Here is a 14788-nt window from a genome sequence, read left to right as displayed (position 1 = left end):
CGGGGGAGAGGGGACAAAGATCACTTCTTCAATTGTACCTTCAACGTCGCCTCCACCTCGCGGTCGAAGGACGACGTCTTGGCCGGCACCTTGTCGCGCTGGGTCATGAGGTATGCATCGCGCTTGGCCACCAGCGCGGTCAGCTTGTCGTTCAGCGCCTTGCGATCTTTCATCTGCTTGCCGAGTTCTTCGGCGCGCTGCTGCGGTGACAATTTGCGCATGGCCTCAGGCAATTCATCCTCTTTCACGCTGTCGAGCTTCTGCTTGCCGGCGGACACGTCGCTGACGAGATCGCCGCCGCCGGTGACAGCTTCCGACGACACTTTCGCGCGCTTGTTGATGTAGCTCGCCATATCAGTCGCCGATGCTGGCGCCGCCGCAGCGACTTCCGAGAGCTGTCGGGTCTTGTTCTCGGTATGCTTCTGCAGCGGAGGGGGGCCGTAGGGGATCACCGTCTTGTTGATGTCATTCTGCAGGATGATGATCTCTTCGTCATAGGGCGTCTGGATGATGACGACCTGTCCGCCATCCTGGGGGATCGCAATGAAACGGCCGTCGCCGCGCTGGGCGATATCGCGCCACGCCTTCTCCGTGTCGCGCGCCGCGCCGGTCAGTACGGCGTTGACGATGATGTCCTTCTGCTTCGCGACTTCGAGCGTGGTCATGTATTTCGTGTCTTGCTGATAATCCATATGCGGCGGTGCGTCGCCGACCAGGAAGACGATACGCCTGACATCGTTGCCCTTGGTCCATTGCAGCTTGTTGACCGCGACATCGAGTGCTTCGTTGACGCTTTCCGGCCAGTCGCCGCCGCCCTGCGCCCGGACCTGCAGCAGATTGCCATAGAGATCCTGGATGTCGGTGGTGAGGTCGAAGGTCTTGGTGACGTAGTCGTCGCCAATGTCGCGATAGGCGACGAGGCCCATGCGGATGTCAGCGTCAGGATTGCTGTCGAGGATCGTGGTCGCGATCGACCAGATCTTGCGCTTTGCACCCTCGATCAGCCCGCTCATGGAACCGGTGGTGTCGAGCACAAAGGCGACTTCAACGGTCGGCTTGGCACGTGCGGAACCGGCGAAAATCGCTTGCGGCAAAGTTGCGGCAGCCGCGGTCAGGATGACGCGACTGAGATGGGCTAAGCTCATGGGATGTCTCCGTAATCCAGACTGCAACGATGAAAGGCCACGCCCGTTGCCGCTTGCGGAAAACTTGCGTCCGGCTTGCGACATTCGTGCGGCAGACTGGCGGGAGATGTGATGGGCGGTCCCGCCGAAATCGGCTAAGTTTGTCGCCATGGAATCGAATGCCGTTCACACGCCCGCGCTGATTTTCGATGGTCGCCAGTCGGAGACGGCGCTCGCGATTGCGCGCGGAACCACCCGGCTGTTGCGATCGCTCGGGTTTTCATGCGTCAGCGAGTTGCCGCTGCCGTCCGGACGGCGTGCGGACCTGGTCGCGCTGAACGAGCGTGGGGATGTCTGGATCGTCGAGATCAAGTCATCGATCGAGGATTTGCGGGCCGATCAGAAATGGCCGGACTACCGCGCCCATTGCGACCGGCTGTTCTTCGCCTTCACGCAGGATCTGCCCTGCGAGATTTTTCCCGGCGAGACAGGCTTGATCGTGGCGGATTCCTATGGGGCGCATATCCATTGCGATGCGCCGGAACATCGCCTGCCCGCGCCGACGCGCAAAAGCATGATGCTGCGCTTCGCGATGACCGCGGCGCACAGACTGAACAGGCTGCATGACCCTCAAGGTCATGCAGCCTGGCCGAACGAAATCTAGCTTTTAAAGAAGGCTCAGCGCGGCGCGCGCTTGGCGAGAATGCGCTGCAGCGTGCGGCGATGCATGTTCAGACGACGCGCCGTTTCCGAGACGTTGCGATTGCACATCTCATAGATGCGCTGGATGTGTTCCCAGCGCACGCGGTCGGCTGACATCGGGTTGTTCGGCAATTCAGACTTGTCATTGTCGATCGCAAGCAGCGCCGCAACAACGTCGTCGGCATCGGCCGGTTTCGACAGATAGTCGACGGCACCCATCTTCACCGCGGTCACGGCGGTGGCGATGTTGCCATAGCCAGTGAGCACGATGGCGCGCGCATCGGGACGCTGCTGTTTCAGTGCGGATACGACATCGAGGCCGTTGCCGTCGCCAAGACGAAGATCGACCACGGCAAAAGCGGGCGCCGACTTGCCGATCTGGGCGAGACCTTCGGAAACGGAGTCGCAGGATGTTACCGTGAAGCCGCGTGTTTCCATCGCACGCGAAAGACGCTCCAGAAACGGCTTGTCATCCTCTACGATCAGGAGCGAGCGGTCGGTCTGTTCGGTCACTTCGGCGAGTGCATTCACGGTTCAAAATCCTCCATATCCAATACCCTAGCATATGGCTGCGCGAATGGCAGCTGCCAAGGGTGTGAGGCTTTGAATGGCTCGATTGTGAAGTTAATCCAAACGCGATTTTCACCGGTAAAACGGGTGGTTAATTCCAGTCAGGATGGTACATCAGCGCGGCGTGTTGTCGCATAGCGGCATCATGAAGGAAACGTAATGAAGGCAGATCCGGAATGGACGCAACTTCACCTAAGGTAAATGACGAGACATCGGCGCGTTACGACGGCTGGCGTATCGTCGGTGTTTGTTTTCTGCTCGCAACATTCGGCTGGGCCCTCGGCTTCTATGGCCAGAGCGTCTATCTCGCGGAACTGCAGCGCGTGCATGGCTGGCCGGCCTCGACCATCGCAACGGCGACGACCTTCTTCTATCTCGTTGGCGCACTTCTGGTCGCATTCGTGAGCGAAGCGATGCGTGCGCTCGGGCCACGGAACTGCCTGCTGGCCGGCGTCGGCGTGATGGCTTTCGCCACCATCCTGCTCGGACAGATCACCTCGCCCTGGCAACTCTATGCGGTGAATGTGCTGCTCGCGTTCGGATGGGCCGGTACCAGTCTCGGTGCCATCACCAACACGCTTGGTTTGTGGTTCGACAAGAAGCGCGGCATGGCCATCAGCCTCGCGCTGAATGGCGCGAGCTTCGGCGGCATTGTCGGTGTGCCTCTGATGGTGACGGCGAGCAGTGCATTCGGCTTTGGTGGCGCGACCATCGCAGCAGCGGTTGCGATGCTTGTGTTGCTCGTTCCGGTGATCATCATCTTCGTCGGTCATCCGCCGCATCGTGCAGTGTCTGCTGCGCAGGGCGGCATTGCCGCTACGGCTAATGCACCATCGCCGACACGCATGCGCGCGGAGGCGATGCGCGACGTTGCGTTCCTGACGCTCACCATCGCCTTCGCATTCGGATTGTTTGCGCAAGTCGGTTTCATCGTTCACCTGATCTCGTTTCTCGATCCGGTGATCGGCCGGGAGCGTGCAGCGGCCGCGGTATCGCTGCTGACGCTGATGGCGGTGGTTGGCCGCGTGTTATTCTCGACGGTGATCGACAGGCTTAATCAGCGGCTGGCCTCGGCCTGTTCGTTCCTCAGCCAGGCGGCGGCGCTTGCCATCATCATCAATTCGCGTAACGAGGCGCTGGTGTTCTTCGCCTGCGCGTTGTTCGGTTTTTCAGTTGGCAATCTCATCACGCTGCCTGCGCTGATCGTGCAGCGCGAATTCGATGCGCGGTCGTTCGGGGTGCTGGTGAGCCTGATCACGGCTGTGACGCAGGTCACTTACGCTTTCGGTCCGGGCATCGTCGGCTGGCTGCGCGATCTGTCGGGAAGCTATGCCGTGCCGTTCTATGCCTGCATGGCGCTGCAGGCGGCCGCGGCCGTGTTGATCATGGTGCGGGGACGGAGGGGAGCGCCTTCGTCAAAGCCATAGATCGCTACGCCATCCACTGTCGTCCCCGCGAAGGCGGGGACCCATACACGCTGCAGAACTAATTGAAGCGCCGATAGTCGCGGCTCTGCCGTTCCGATTTCTTTATCGGAGGTTATGGGTCCCCGCCTTCGCGGGGACGACGAGAGGTAAGGTGTGCGTCACCCCACCCGTTGTTTCAGCAGCTCCTCGACGTCCAGCCGCTTTGTGAACATCGCAATCCCGCCATTGGCATCGCGTGGCCAGTCCGCCTCCGGTCGGTCCCAATACAGTTCGACGCCATTCTGGTCGGGGTCGCGCAGATACAGCGCCTCACTGACGCCGTGGTCGCTGGCACCGTCGAGCTGAATGCCGGCTTCGAGCACGCGGTGCAGCGCCTCAGCTAATGCTGCTCGGGTCGGATACAGGATCGCGGTATGGAAAAGACCTGTCGTGCCGGGCGCCGGCGGCTGGCCGCCTTTGCTTTCCCAGGTGTTGAGGCCGATGTGATGATGATAATCGCCAGCGGCGATGAAGACGGCCTGATCGCCATAGCGCTGCTTGACCTGAAAGCCGAGCACATCGCGGTAAAAACCGAGCGCGCGCTCGAGATCGGCAACCTTCAGATGAACATGCCCGATCCGTGTGCCTGAGGGGATCGGCGGGGTTGGGGCGGGCATGTGGGGGCTCCTGAGGACCGGGATGCGTCAGGGCGATCTAGTCACGATCGGAACTTACGCAAGCTCCGAGACCAGCCCGTCCGGCAGGCCGAATTCATAGGTGTTCAGCGTCATCGAGACCATCGTGTAGTAACCGCAAAGCCCGATGATCTCGACGAGGCCCTGCGCGCCCAGCGTCTCGGTGGCCTCGTCATAGAGCGGCTTGGACAAACCCTGCGCCTCGTGCAGCGACCGGGCGACGTCATAGATCACCCGCGCCTTCTTCTCGCTGAAGGTCGGTGTGCGGCGGTTCTTGATGTCTTCGATAATGGCGGGATCGAGGCCGCCATCCAGCGCCATCTTCTTGTGCGCATACCATTCGAAATGTGCGGTCCAGTGCCGGGCGGTGACGAGGATCGCCAGCTCGGCATGCGCGGGTGTCAGCGTGGTGTCGTAGCGCAGAAACGCGCCGAGGCGGGTCGCGTGCCGGGCCATGGTCGGGCTGGCGAGCCAGGCCATCATCGGCTCCGGCGGGCGTCCGCGCTTGCTGGCGATCGACTCGTCATAGATGGACTTCTGGTCGGCAGACATTTCGCCAGGCGAAAGCCACTTGAGACGCATGTTGTTTCCTCGTGTGTTTTTGCTCGCTGTCCTCTGGCGATACACCGGAATGGGGAGCCTGACTACTTCCGCTTTGCAGCAAGCCATTGAATTCCACGAAGTGGCGAGTAAGCTTCGCCCAACAACATTGCGGATGCTCGGCATCCCGCGCACAAAACGGATGGAAACGCTGATGTCGGATCTCGATCAATTTCGCAGCGAGACGCGCGCCTGGCTCGAGGCCAATTGCCCGCCGGAGATGCGCAAGCCGATGAGTTCGGACGAAGATACGTTCTGGGGCGGACGTAATGCCAAATATTCATCCGAGCCGCAGCGTCTCTGGTTTGAACGGATGCGCGACAAGGGCTGGACCGTGCCGCATTGGCCCAAGGAATATGGTGGCGGCGGACTCGATGGCGAACAGACGAAGATCCTGCGCCAGGAAATGGCAGCGATCTCGGCCCGTCTGCCACTGGTGTCGTTCGGCATCTCCATGCTCGGACCGGCGCTGCTGAAATACGGCACCGGCGCCCAGAAGCAGGAGCATCTGCCGAAGATCGCTGCAGGTTTGATCCGCTGGTGCCAGGGCTATTCCGAACCCAATGCCGGATCCGATCTCGCCTCGCTCCAGACCCGCGCCGAGAGTGACGGCGACGACTATCTCATCACGGGCCAGAAGATCTGGACGTCCTATGCGAATTATGCCGACTGGATCTTCTGTCTGGTGCGTACCGACGCGTCTGGCAAGAAGCATGATGGCATCAGCTTCATCCTGTTCGACATGACGTCGAAGGGTGTCTCGACCAAGCCGATCCTGCTGATCTCCGGCAAGTCGCCGTTCTGTGAAACCTTCTTCGACAATGTGCGCGTGCCGAAGTCCCATGTGCTCGGCACCGTCAATCGCGGCTGGGACGTCGCGAAATATCTGCTGCAGCACGAGCGCGCGATGATCTCCGGCATGGGTGAGCGCGGCGCCGGCCGGCCGCTCGGCCAGATCGCTGTCGACTCCATCGGCGCTGATGCGGAGGGCCGTCTCGATGATGCGATGCTGCGCGGACAGATCGCAAGCTTCGAAGTCGACGAGGCCGCATTGGCCTGTGCGGCTGAGCGCGCCGTCGATCTGGCGAAAGCCGGGCAGGCGCATCCGGCGTTTTCGTCGGCGATGAAATATTACGGCACCGAGCTCAACAAGCGCCGCCATGAAATCCTGATGTCATCAGGTGGCATCGATGCGCTGGAATGGGAAAGCCAGCGATCCCATGAAGGCGCACGTCCGCGTGCGTGGCTGCGCACCAAGGCAAATTCGATCGAAGGCGGCACCAGCGAGGTGATGTTGGGGATTGTCGCCAAACGCATTCTGGATCTGCCGGGGGCTTAGGCCTCACGCCACCGTCATCCTGAGGAGCGCGCAACGCGCGCGTCTCGAAGGATCGCGGTGGACATGAACATCTCATGGTTCGAGATGGCGCCTTGCGCCTCCTCACCATGAGGGACTGAGTTTCGGATCAATTCGGTCGAAAGACCTTCATTATCGGATCACAACCATGCCTCTCCTCCTCAACGAAGAACAGACCATGCTGCGCGACAGCGCCCGAGGCTTTATCGGCGACAAGGCGCCGGTCAGTCATTTCCGGCAGTTGCGGGATGCCAAGGATGCGACCGGGTTCTCGCGCGACTACTGGCGCACGTTTTCCGAGATGGGGTTTGCCGGGCTGCTGGTGCCGGAAGTATTCGGCGGCAGCGGGCTCGGCGCGGTCGAGGCCGGCGTGGTGATGGAGGAGATCGGCCACACGCTGATGCCGTCGCCATTCTTCTCCACGGCCGTGCTGGGTGTCTCGGCGCTGAACCGCGGCAGCGATGCGCAGAAGGCGGAATACCTGGCAAAGATTGCCAATGGCGCGTTACTCACGGCGCTGGCCATCGATGAAGGCGCGAAGCATCGTCCGCTACAGACGGCGATGAAGGCCGCGCGCTCTGGCAATGGTTTCAAGCTGAACGGCGCGAAGTCTTTCGTCGTCGATGGTCACACCGCCGACCTCCTGATCGTTGCGGCGCGTAGCGCAGGCGCGCCGGGCGAGCGCGACGGGCTCACGCTGTTTCTGGTCGATCCGAAGGCCGAGGGCATCGCGGTGGAGCGCACCGCGATGGTGGATTCGCACAATGCAGCGCGGATCACGTTCGACAACGTCGAAGTCACCGCCGACAGTGTGCTCGGCGATGTCGATCAGGGCGGCGCATTGCTGGACAGCGTGCTGAATATCGGCCGCGGTGCCGTCGCTGCGGAAATGGTCGGCCTGTCAGACGAAGTATTCGGCCGCACCGTGACCTATCTCAAGGAACGCAAGCAGTTCGGCAAACTGATCGGTGAATTCCAGGCGCTGCAGCACCGCGCCGCGCATCTCTATACCGAGATCGAGGTGACTCGCGCGGCGGTGCTGAAGGCGCTGCAACTCATCGATGACGGCGCGCCGACGGCGCCGGCCGCGATTGCCGTCGCCAAGGCCAAGGCCGGCACCACGGCGACGCTCGCGGTGCAGGAAGGTGTGCAGATGCATGGCGGCATGGGCATGACCGACCAGTTCGACATCGGCTTCTTCATGAAGCGGGCGCGGGTCTGTCAGGAATTGCTGGGGGACAGCAATTACCATGCGGATCAACTGGCGCGGCTGAAGAATTATTGAGGCATCTTGCTTAACCTCGCCCCGCTCTTTGCGGGGAGAGGTCGGCGCGCAGCGCCGGGTGAGGGGCATGGCACATATGTGCCTTGCATGCGGGCCATCGGATCGCTCCGATGATTGCCGCGCTCCGATTTGCAAAGAAAATCTTCGATCCAAAAGTTGCGAGATTGGCACTGGCCTTGTGCCATGCCCCTCACCCGACCGGCTACGCTGCGCTTCGCCACTCGACCTCTCCCCGCGCAAGATGCGGGGAGAGGTAAGAAAGAAACTACCTGATCGGTGGCGCGTATTGAATGCCGCCGGCGCTCCAGATCTGGTTGAGCCCACGCGGAATCTTCAGCTTCGAGCCTTCACCGATATTGCGGTCATAGACTTCGCCGTAATTGCCGACATGGCGGATGATGCGGGCGGCCCAGTCCTTGGGAAGGCTGAGGTCTTCGCCGTAAGCGCCTTCGGTGCCAACCAGACGCATCACGTCGGGCTTCTTGGACTTCAGGGCTTCGTCGATGTTCTTCGAGGTGATGCCGAGCTCCTCGGCATTGATCATGGCGTAGAGCGTCCACTTCACGATCATCATCCAGTCGTCGTCACGCTGGCGCACCACGGGAGCCAGCGGCTCCTTGGAGATGACATCGGGCAGGATCAGGTGGTCGTCGGGCTTGCTCATGGTCAGGCGCAGCGCATAGAGCTGCGACGCATCCGCGGTGAAAGTGTCGCACTGGCCGGAATTATAGGCCTTGAGGACATCGTCCAGCTTCGGGAACTTCATTTCGGTGTATTTGATGTTGTTGCTGCGGAAGTAGTCGGCAAGGTTCAGCACTGTGGTCGTGCCGTCCTGGACGCAAACCTTGCTGCCGTCGAGCTCCAGCGCGGAGTCGATCTTGCGGGACTTCGGCACCATGAAGCCCTGGCCGTCATAATAGGACACCGCAGGGAAATAGAGATCGTAATTGGTCTCGCGCGACATGCTCCAGGTGGAGTTGCGCGACAGGATATCGACCTTACGGCTCTGCAACTCCTTGAAGCGGTCGGAGGCATCGAGCGGGACGAACGTCACCTTTTTCGGATCGTTGAAGATCGCGGCGGCGACGGCGCGACAGAAGTCGACATCGAAGCCGGTCCAGGTGCCCTGCGCGTCCGGCGACGAGAAGCCGGGCAGGCCGGTATTGACGCCGCACAAGACGGCATCGCGCTTGACCGTGCGCTTCAGCGTCTTGGTGTCGTAGCGCTCATAGGTGATTGCAGCCGCAGCCACTGCAGTGGCAACCGCCAGGCCGATGGCCAGCCCGGTCGTGAAAGTCCGCTTCATCGCCATGCGAAATCCGCCCTATTGTCGGTGATAAGGTGTGTCAGAGGAAAAGCTGGATCGAAGAGCTGTGCGATCACGCGCAGGATCAGATTTCAGGCTTCTGGCGCACGATGACCTTGGTACCCACCGGGATCCGGTCATAGAGATCGGCGACATCGGCATTGACCAGCCGGAAGCAGCCGGACGACACGGCGGTGCCGATGGTGTCGGGCCGGTTGGTGCCGTGGATGCGATAGACGGTGGCGCCGAGATAGAGTGCGCGGGCGCCGAGCGGATTGCCGGGGCCGCCAGCCATGAAGCGTGGCAGGTAAGGCTGGCGCGCGATCATTTCCGGCGGCGGCGTCCAGTCCGGCCATTCCGCCTTGCGCGAGATCTTCAAGAGGCCCTGCCACTGGAAGCCATCGCGGCCGACGCCGATGCCGTATCGCAGCGCGCGGCCATTGCCTTGCACCACATAGAGATGGCGTTCCGAAGTCGCGATGATGATGGTGCCCGGCGCCTCGGTGGTGCGGTACAGCACCATCTGCTTCTGGAATTCCGGTTCAAGCTGAACGGAGTCGTCGGCAATCAGCCCGGGCTCGTCGCCAACATCCGGACGCGGCTGCTGGGCGAGGCCTTGCGTGATCGACAACATCAGGCTGACTGCGGCGACGAGTTGAAAGCCAAGCAGGCGGCGGATGTTGATCATCGCGGGCATCTCCGGTTTCGCGTCCGATATTCTGTATCATCCCAGCCAAATCACGGAAACCATGAAATCAGCGGGCATAGCGACGGTCCGCGCGCGGACGTCGCGAGGCGTCGGCAGTTTTGCCGTCCGCGGGTGACGATTTGATTAAAGGTCACCGCGCCTATTTCGGTGCGATCCACAGTCGCAGCACGTAGCTGACGAGGGTCACACTGGTGACGCCGCCCAGCCACAGCGCAACAAACCACAACAGGCGCTGCGTCAGCGGGCGCTTGCCCAAAGAGTCAGGCTTTTGCTGCGATGCAGGTGTCATCAGTGATAGCCCACGCCGGCGCGAACCTTGCCGCGAAACACGTAATAGGCCCAAGCGGTGTAACCGAGGATGATGGGAACCAGCACGGCAACGCCGTAGCTCATGAAATGCAGGCTGTTGTCGGGAGATGCGGCCTGCCAGATGGTGATGCTGCGCGGCACGATATAGGGCCACATGCTGATGCCCAATCCGGCATAGGACAATGCGAACAGCGCCAGCGACAGGAAGAACGGCCGGTAGTCTTGCTTCGCTGCGAGGCTCCGCATCAGGAGTGCGGTGACGGCAGCGACCGCGACGGGTACCGGCGCCGTCAGAATGATGTTGGGCCAGGTGAACCAGCGCCGCGCATATTCGGCATCCAGAAATGGTGTCACGATGCTGACGAGACCGATCGCGCCGAGCATGGCGAACAGCAGCCACCAGCTCAGACGATAGGCCTGATCGCGCAATGCGCCTTCGGTCTTCAACACGAGCCATGTGGCGCCGAGCAGGCCGTAGCCGACCATCAGCGCGAGTCCAGTCAGGACGCTGAACGGTGTCAGCCAGTCCCACCAGCCGCCGCCATAGTGGCGACCATTGACGACGATGCCCTGCAGGATCGCGCCGAGCGCGACGCCTTGCGCCAGTGTAGCCATCAGCGATCCGCCGGCAAAGGCGATGTCCCACAGATTGCGCTCGCGCGTGGTGCGCCAGCGGAATTCGAAAGCGACGCCGCGGAATACGAGGCCGAGCAGCATCACGATCATCGGCGTGTACAGCGCCGGCATCAGCACTGCATAGGCCAGCGGAAACGCCGCCATCAACCCGCCGCCGCCCAGCACCAGCCAGGTCTCGTTGCCGTCCCAGACCGGAGCGACCGAGTTCATCATGACGTCACGGTCTTCCTTCTTCGGGAAAAGCGGAAACAGCATGCCGAGGCCGAGATCGAAGCCGTCCATGACGACATAGACGAATACGGCAAAGGCGATGATGAAGGCCCAGACGACCGCGATATCGATCATGACGCGTGCCCCGATGCGGTGGCGCCTACAGCCGGGGTAATGCCCGCCGCACGGCTCGGGACGTCGCCCGACGGGCCTTGCTCGTCATGATGCGGCGGCGCGGCCATGAGCCGGAGCAGATAGATCGTGCCGGCGGCGAAGACCAGGAAATAGACAATGGCGAAGGCGATCAGCGATGACGCAACGGCAGGCGCAGCCAGCGGCGAAACCGAATCGCTGGTCCGCAGCAGGCCGAACACCGTGAAGGGTTGCCGCCCGGTTTCGGTGGTCACCCATCCGGCCAGCACAGCGATGAAGCCGGCCGGGCCCATCGCGAGCGCAAAGCTGTGAAGCAAACGCGACTCATAGAACTTGCCGCGGAAACGCATGAAAAGGCTCAGCAGGCCCAGCCCCAGCATCAGAAAGCCGATGCCGACCATGATACGGAACGACCAGAAGGTCACCGGCACCGGCGGCCAGTTCTCGCGCGGGATGGTGTCGAGGCCGGCCATCGGTGCATTCGGATCGTGCTTCAAGATCAGGGATCCGAGCTTGGGTATCTCGATGGCGTAGTTCACCCTGCCTTCGGTCTCGCTTGGAAGGCCGAACAGGATCAGCGGTGCACCATGGGGATGACTCTCGAAATGGCCTTCCATGGCCATGATCTTGGTTGGCTGGTGCTCGAGCGTGTTGAGGCCGTGTTGATCGCCGGCGAGGATCTGCAGCGGCGCGACCAGCGTGGCCATCCACATCGCCATGGAGAACATCACGCGCGGGCCCGGCAGGCGCGAGTCCTTGAGAAGATGCCAGGCGCCGACGGCACCGACCACGAAAGCCGTGGTGAGATAGGCCGCCAGAACCATATGCACGAGCCGATAGGGGAAGGACGGATTGAAGATCACCTTCCACCAGTCGGCCGCGACGAACTGGCCGGCAGCGTTGATGCTGTAGCCGGCCGGCGTTTGCATCCAGGAATTCGCCGAGAGAATCCAGAACGCTGAAAACAGCGTGCCGATCGCGACCATCAACGTTGCGAAGAAATGCAGCCTTGGACCGACGCGCTTGAGGCCGAACAGCATGACGCCGAGAAAGCCCGCTTCGAGAAAGAAAGCGGTGAGGACTTCATAGGCCATCAGCGGGCCGATGATCGGTCCGGCCTTGTCGGAGAAGGTCGACCAGTTGGTGCCGAACTGGTAGGACATCACGATGCCCGAGACCACGCCCATGCCGAAGGCAACGGCGAAGATCTTGAGCCAGTAATTGAACAGGTTGAGGAAGACGTCGCGCCCGGCCCACAGCCAGAGCGCTTCGAGAACGGCGAGATAGCTCGCGAGCCCGATCGAGAACGCTGGAAAGATGATGTGAAATGACATCGTGAACGCAAATTGCGCTCGGGCTAGTATGACAGGGTCAAAGCCTTCGAACATCTGCATCCGTCCAATTTTAGTTACTGGACGGATGCTATCACGGTGTTGTGGCCAAGCCTACTATACGCAGGTTTCGGGGCTTAGCTGTTTGCGCTCAGCAACTTCTTGATAATACTATCCATCTGCTCGTATTGGCCTTCCCCGTCGTGCTGGTAGACAATTTGTCCACTCTGATCGACGATGTATTGCGCGGGCCAATAGCGGTTGCTGTAGGCGTTCCAGGTCTTGGACTCATTGTCCTGTGCCACGGGATAGGTGATGCCGTGGCGCTTCAGTGCGTTCTGCACGTTGCTGGCAGATTTCTCGAACGGGAATTCCGGCGTGTGAACGCCGACAATGACGAGACCGCGATCCTTGTATTTGGCGTGCAGCGCCGTGACATGCGGCAGCGTGTTGACGCAGTTGATGCAGCCATAGGTCCAGAAGTCCACCAGCACGACCTTGCCGCGCAGGCTCTTGATATCGAGTGGAGGGGAATTAAACCAGTTGCTGATGCCGGTGAAATTCGGTGCGGTGCCTTGCACGGCAGCTATCTGCGCCGGCGTAGTTTCAGCACTAAATCCCGGCGCTGTCGCGCCAAACAGGCACAGCGCGATCAGTGAGGCCGATGTCGCGAGCGATCGTATGGTCATGGCAAACTCCGTTGTCTCAAAGTGTCAAAGGCCTATCTGGCCGCTTGGGTAAAATCCCGTCAGCCACGCGACGATCAGCGTGTCGTACTGAAAGTAGGAGGCGATCGCGAAGCCGATCACGATGACGCCGAAGGCTTGCTGTAGCCGCGGAGTGAGGCGGGCGAGGCTGCGCACGCGCGTCGTGATGGCCTGTCCGCCATAGGCGATGATGAGCATCGGGATAGCTGCACCGATGGTGTAGGCAATGAGCAGAACGCTGGCCCAGGCGACATCCTTGGACGTTGCGATGATGGTGAGGATCGAGCCGAGGACGGGGCCGGCACAGGGTGTCCAGACGAGGCCGAGCGTGGTGCCAAGCACGAAGCCGCCAAGATTGCTGAGATCTGTGGTGGTGGACTGGCTGGCGAGCCCGCCGATCCGGGCTGTCAGCCATTCGAACGGCGTCGGAAAGATCATCAACAGCCCGAAACCGAGCAGAAGCACTGCGGCTATGGTGCGCAGGATGTTCGGATCGAAGTCGAAGATCTGCGTGAGGCCGCCGAGCAGCAACGCAACGGCCGAGAACGACACCACGAAGCCAAAGGCAATCAGCGCCGGGCGAATGCGGCTGGTCTGGCCCACGGAGGACCCGAGCAGGATCGGTAATACCGGTAGCGTGCAAGGTGTCGCTATCGTTACGACACCGGCAAGCACAGCGAGCAGAAGATTGAGCATCGGCCGGATCCATTCAGCGTTGGCGGTCAGGCCTGTTGGCTTGATGCGCGCTTGATGGTCTTCGGCTGATACGGTGCTGATGTTACGCCCTGGGCGTCACGTATTCGTGTTCTCGCCTGAATGGCCAACAGAATGCGACCCGGAAGGGGGCATCCCGTCCGGGTCGCTGGAGGTGGGGAGGTTTACGCGAACTGACGTCTGGAACGTTGGAGCAAAAGGATCCGGCAGATTACGCAGCGATACTGTCGATGCCCGCGGTCTTCAGGAGATCGGCGAGCTGCTTGCGGGCGTAGAACATACGGGTCTTCACCGTCGATGCGGGGATACCGATCAGGCCGGCGACCTCTTCCACTGACTTCTCATGATAGTAGACGAGGTTGACGATCTCGCGATGCGCCGGCGACAGCTTGGCGACACAGGCCCGGAGAATGGCGCTGGTGCGGCTGCGATCGAGCGATGCCTCAGGTGTATCGGCCTCGTCAGCGATTTCCATGACATCGTCCTGGTCGATGTCTTCATATTTACGCTGGCGCAGCGCGGTCAGTGCCTTGAAGCGTGCGATCGACAACAGCCAGGTGGAGACCTGCGAGCGGCCTTCGAACTGGCTGGCGGTCCGCCACACATCGAGGAAAACCTGGCTGACCAGATCTTCCGCCGCCGACGCGTCACGCAGCATGCGGAGAACGAAGCGATAGACCCGCACATTGTGCCGGGCATAAAGCGTGTGCATCGCCGTGCGGTCACCGCCCGCGATATTCTCCAGCAGCATCTCGTCCGAGGTGGCGCGGGCCGTGATGATACCCTGCTGACCGGCGGCATTGAGGGCGATGACGTTCTGCATGACTAACTCCCGTAAGAGACCGCGTGGCGGCTTCGTTGGGAGGATTGTTAAGGAGCCCCGGTTTCAGGACGTTGGCTCCAAAAGCGGAAAATGGTTTCATGGAACCGGAGAATTGTTTCGTCGCAAGCTTGGCGACGAAACATTCAGAGGT

General features: G+C 61.3%; 16 protein-coding genes. 4 read left to right on the top strand and 12 right to left on the bottom strand.

The window, feature by feature from the left end:
• Window positions 1–20 precede the first annotated feature (20 nt).
• The gene (locus tag AB8A27_RS23665) at window positions 21–1145 is read right to left on the bottom strand and encodes a vWA domain-containing protein (protein WP_441244020.1); all 1125 of its coding nucleotides are present in this window, start codon (window positions 1143–1145) and stop codon (window positions 21–23) included.
• A gap of 148 nt (window positions 1146–1293) precedes the next feature.
• Between AB8A27_RS23665 and AB8A27_RS23660 the strand changes: the two genes are divergently transcribed.
• The gene (locus tag AB8A27_RS23660; RefSeq protein ID WP_441244019.1) at window positions 1294–1788 is read left to right on the top strand and encodes an MmcB family DNA repair protein; all 495 of its coding nucleotides are present in this window, start codon (window positions 1294–1296) and stop codon (window positions 1786–1788) included.
• A gap of 14 nt (window positions 1789–1802) precedes the next feature.
• Here AB8A27_RS23660 and AB8A27_RS23655 read toward each other — a convergent pair whose 3' ends face one another.
• Window positions 1803–2357, bottom strand: coding sequence for an ActR/PrrA/RegA family redox response regulator transcription factor (locus AB8A27_RS23655; protein ID WP_441244018.1), 555 nt, complete (start codon window positions 2355–2357; stop codon window positions 1803–1805).
• Window positions 2358–2572: 215 nt separating this feature from the next.
• On the opposite strand from AB8A27_RS23655, the gene AB8A27_RS23650 reads away from it, so the two are divergent.
• A complete protein-coding gene (locus AB8A27_RS23650; RefSeq protein ID WP_441244017.1) occupies window positions 2573–3823 on the top strand; it encodes an MFS transporter in 1251 nt (416 codons plus the stop codon).
• Between the two features lie 158 nt (window positions 3824–3981).
• On the opposite strand, the gene AB8A27_RS23645 is transcribed toward AB8A27_RS23650, so the two are convergent.
• Window positions 3982–4479 (bottom strand): VOC family protein, encoded by a 498-nt coding sequence (locus AB8A27_RS23645; RefSeq protein WP_441244016.1) that lies wholly within the window; start codon window positions 4477–4479, stop codon window positions 3982–3984.
• 54 nt (window positions 4480–4533) lie between these two features.
• Window positions 4534–5079, bottom strand: a complete 546-nt coding sequence (locus AB8A27_RS23640) for a carboxymuconolactone decarboxylase family protein (protein WP_441244015.1) — start codon at window positions 5077–5079, stop codon at window positions 4534–4536.
• A gap of 172 nt (window positions 5080–5251) precedes the next feature.
• Here AB8A27_RS23640 and AB8A27_RS23635 point away from each other — a divergent pair, with 172 nt between their 5' ends.
• Window positions 5252–6436 carry an acyl-CoA dehydrogenase family protein gene (locus AB8A27_RS23635; protein ID WP_441244014.1) on the top strand — a complete coding sequence of 395 codons (1185 nt, stop codon included), beginning with the start codon at window positions 5252–5254 and terminating at the stop codon, window positions 6434–6436.
• Between the two features lie 166 nt (window positions 6437–6602).
• A complete protein-coding gene (locus AB8A27_RS23630; RefSeq protein ID WP_441244013.1) occupies window positions 6603–7739 on the top strand; it encodes an acyl-CoA dehydrogenase family protein in 1137 nt (378 codons plus the stop codon).
• A 265-nt stretch (window positions 7740–8004) separates the two neighbouring features.
• Here the strand turns inward: AB8A27_RS23630 and AB8A27_RS23625 are convergent, their stop codons facing one another.
• From AB8A27_RS23625 to AB8A27_RS23590, 8 genes are all read right to left on the bottom strand, one after another.
• Window positions 8005–9045: an amino acid ABC transporter substrate-binding protein gene (locus AB8A27_RS23625; protein ID WP_441244999.1), complete on the bottom strand. Its 1041-nt coding sequence runs from the start codon at window positions 9043–9045 to the stop codon at window positions 8005–8007.
• A gap of 85 nt (window positions 9046–9130) precedes the next feature.
• Window positions 9131–9733: a L,D-transpeptidase gene (locus AB8A27_RS23620; RefSeq protein WP_441244012.1), complete on the bottom strand. Its 603-nt coding sequence runs from the start codon at window positions 9731–9733 to the stop codon at window positions 9131–9133.
• 160 nt (window positions 9734–9893) lie between these two features.
• The gene (locus AB8A27_RS23615; protein ID WP_441244011.1) at window positions 9894–10043 is read right to left on the bottom strand and encodes a DUF2474 domain-containing protein; all 150 of its coding nucleotides are present in this window, start codon (window positions 10041–10043) and stop codon (window positions 9894–9896) included.
• A complete protein-coding gene (cydB, locus tag AB8A27_RS23610; protein WP_441244010.1) occupies window positions 10043–11044 on the bottom strand; it encodes a cytochrome d ubiquinol oxidase subunit II in 1002 nt (333 codons plus the stop codon). The genes AB8A27_RS23615 and cydB overlap by 1 nt, the downstream gene beginning before the upstream one ends.
• Window positions 11041–12450, bottom strand: coding sequence for a cytochrome ubiquinol oxidase subunit I (locus tag AB8A27_RS23605; RefSeq protein ID WP_441244009.1), 1410 nt, complete (start codon window positions 12448–12450; stop codon window positions 11041–11043). The genes cydB and AB8A27_RS23605 overlap by 4 nt, the downstream gene beginning before the upstream one ends.
• A gap of 80 nt (window positions 12451–12530) precedes the next feature.
• Entirely contained in the window at window positions 12531–13082 is a 552-nt protein-coding gene (locus AB8A27_RS23600) for a thioredoxin family protein (protein WP_441244008.1), read from the bottom strand.
• Between the two features lie 24 nt (window positions 13083–13106).
• Window positions 13107–13796 carry a cytochrome c biogenesis CcdA family protein gene (locus AB8A27_RS23595; protein WP_441244007.1) on the bottom strand — a complete coding sequence of 230 codons (690 nt, stop codon included), beginning with the start codon at window positions 13794–13796 and terminating at the stop codon, window positions 13107–13109.
• A 229-nt stretch (window positions 13797–14025) separates the two neighbouring features.
• Window positions 14026–14637 carry a sigma-70 family RNA polymerase sigma factor gene (locus tag AB8A27_RS23590; protein WP_092148952.1) on the bottom strand — a complete coding sequence of 204 codons (612 nt, stop codon included), beginning with the start codon at window positions 14635–14637 and terminating at the stop codon, window positions 14026–14028.
• Window positions 14638–14788 lie beyond the last annotated feature (151 nt).

The organism is Tardiphaga sp. 768_D3_N2_1 (assembly GCF_052076105.1).
Classification (GTDB): Bacteria; Pseudomonadota; Alphaproteobacteria; order Rhizobiales; family Xanthobacteraceae; genus Tardiphaga.
This window is presented reverse-complemented; position numbering and strand designations above follow the sequence as displayed.

Bases quoted from the DNA above. Each gene is read 5' to 3' on its own strand.
- AB8A27_RS23615 (WP_441244011.1), bottom strand. From the start codon at position 10,043: ATGACACCTGCATCGCAGCAAAAGCCTGACTCTTTGGGCAAGCGCCCG.
- AB8A27_RS23650 (WP_441244017.1), top strand. From the start codon at position 2,573: ATGGACGCAACTTCACCTAAGGTAAATGACGAGACATCGGCGCGTTAC.
- AB8A27_RS23640 (WP_441244015.1), bottom strand. From the start codon at position 5,079: ATGCGTCTCAAGTGGCTTTCGCCTGGCGAAATGTCTGCCGACCAGAAG.
- AB8A27_RS23605 (WP_441244009.1), bottom strand. From the start codon at position 12,450: ATGTTCGAAGGCTTTGACCCTGTCATACTAGCCCGAGCGCAATTTGCG.
- AB8A27_RS23595 (WP_441244007.1), bottom strand. From the start codon at position 13,796: ATGCTCAATCTTCTGCTCGCTGTGCTTGCCGGTGTCGTAACGATAGCG.
- AB8A27_RS23660 (WP_441244019.1), top strand. From the start codon at position 1,294: ATGGAATCGAATGCCGTTCACACGCCCGCGCTGATTTTCGATGGTCGC.
- AB8A27_RS23620 (WP_441244012.1), bottom strand. From the start codon at position 9,733: ATGATCAACATCCGCCGCCTGCTTGGCTTTCAACTCGTCGCCGCAGTC.
- AB8A27_RS23635 (WP_441244014.1), top strand. From the start codon at position 5,252: ATGTCGGATCTCGATCAATTTCGCAGCGAGACGCGCGCCTGGCTCGAG.
- cydB (WP_441244010.1), bottom strand. From the start codon at position 11,044: ATGATCGATATCGCGGTCGTCTGGGCCTTCATCATCGCCTTTGCCGTA.
- AB8A27_RS23645 (WP_441244016.1), bottom strand. From the start codon at position 4,479: ATGCCCGCCCCAACCCCGCCGATCCCCTCAGGCACACGGATCGGGCAT.
- AB8A27_RS23625 (WP_441244999.1), bottom strand. From the start codon at position 9,045: ATGAAGCGGACTTTCACGACCGGGCTGGCCATCGGCCTGGCGGTTGCC.
- AB8A27_RS23600 (WP_441244008.1), bottom strand. From the start codon at position 13,082: ATGACCATACGATCGCTCGCGACATCGGCCTCACTGATCGCGCTGTGC.
- AB8A27_RS23590 (WP_092148952.1), bottom strand. From the start codon at position 14,637: ATGCAGAACGTCATCGCCCTCAATGCCGCCGGTCAGCAGGGTATCATC.
- AB8A27_RS23665 (WP_441244020.1), bottom strand. From the start codon at position 1,145: ATGAGCTTAGCCCATCTCAGTCGCGTCATCCTGACCGCGGCTGCCGCA.
- AB8A27_RS23630 (WP_441244013.1), top strand. From the start codon at position 6,603: ATGCCTCTCCTCCTCAACGAAGAACAGACCATGCTGCGCGACAGCGCC.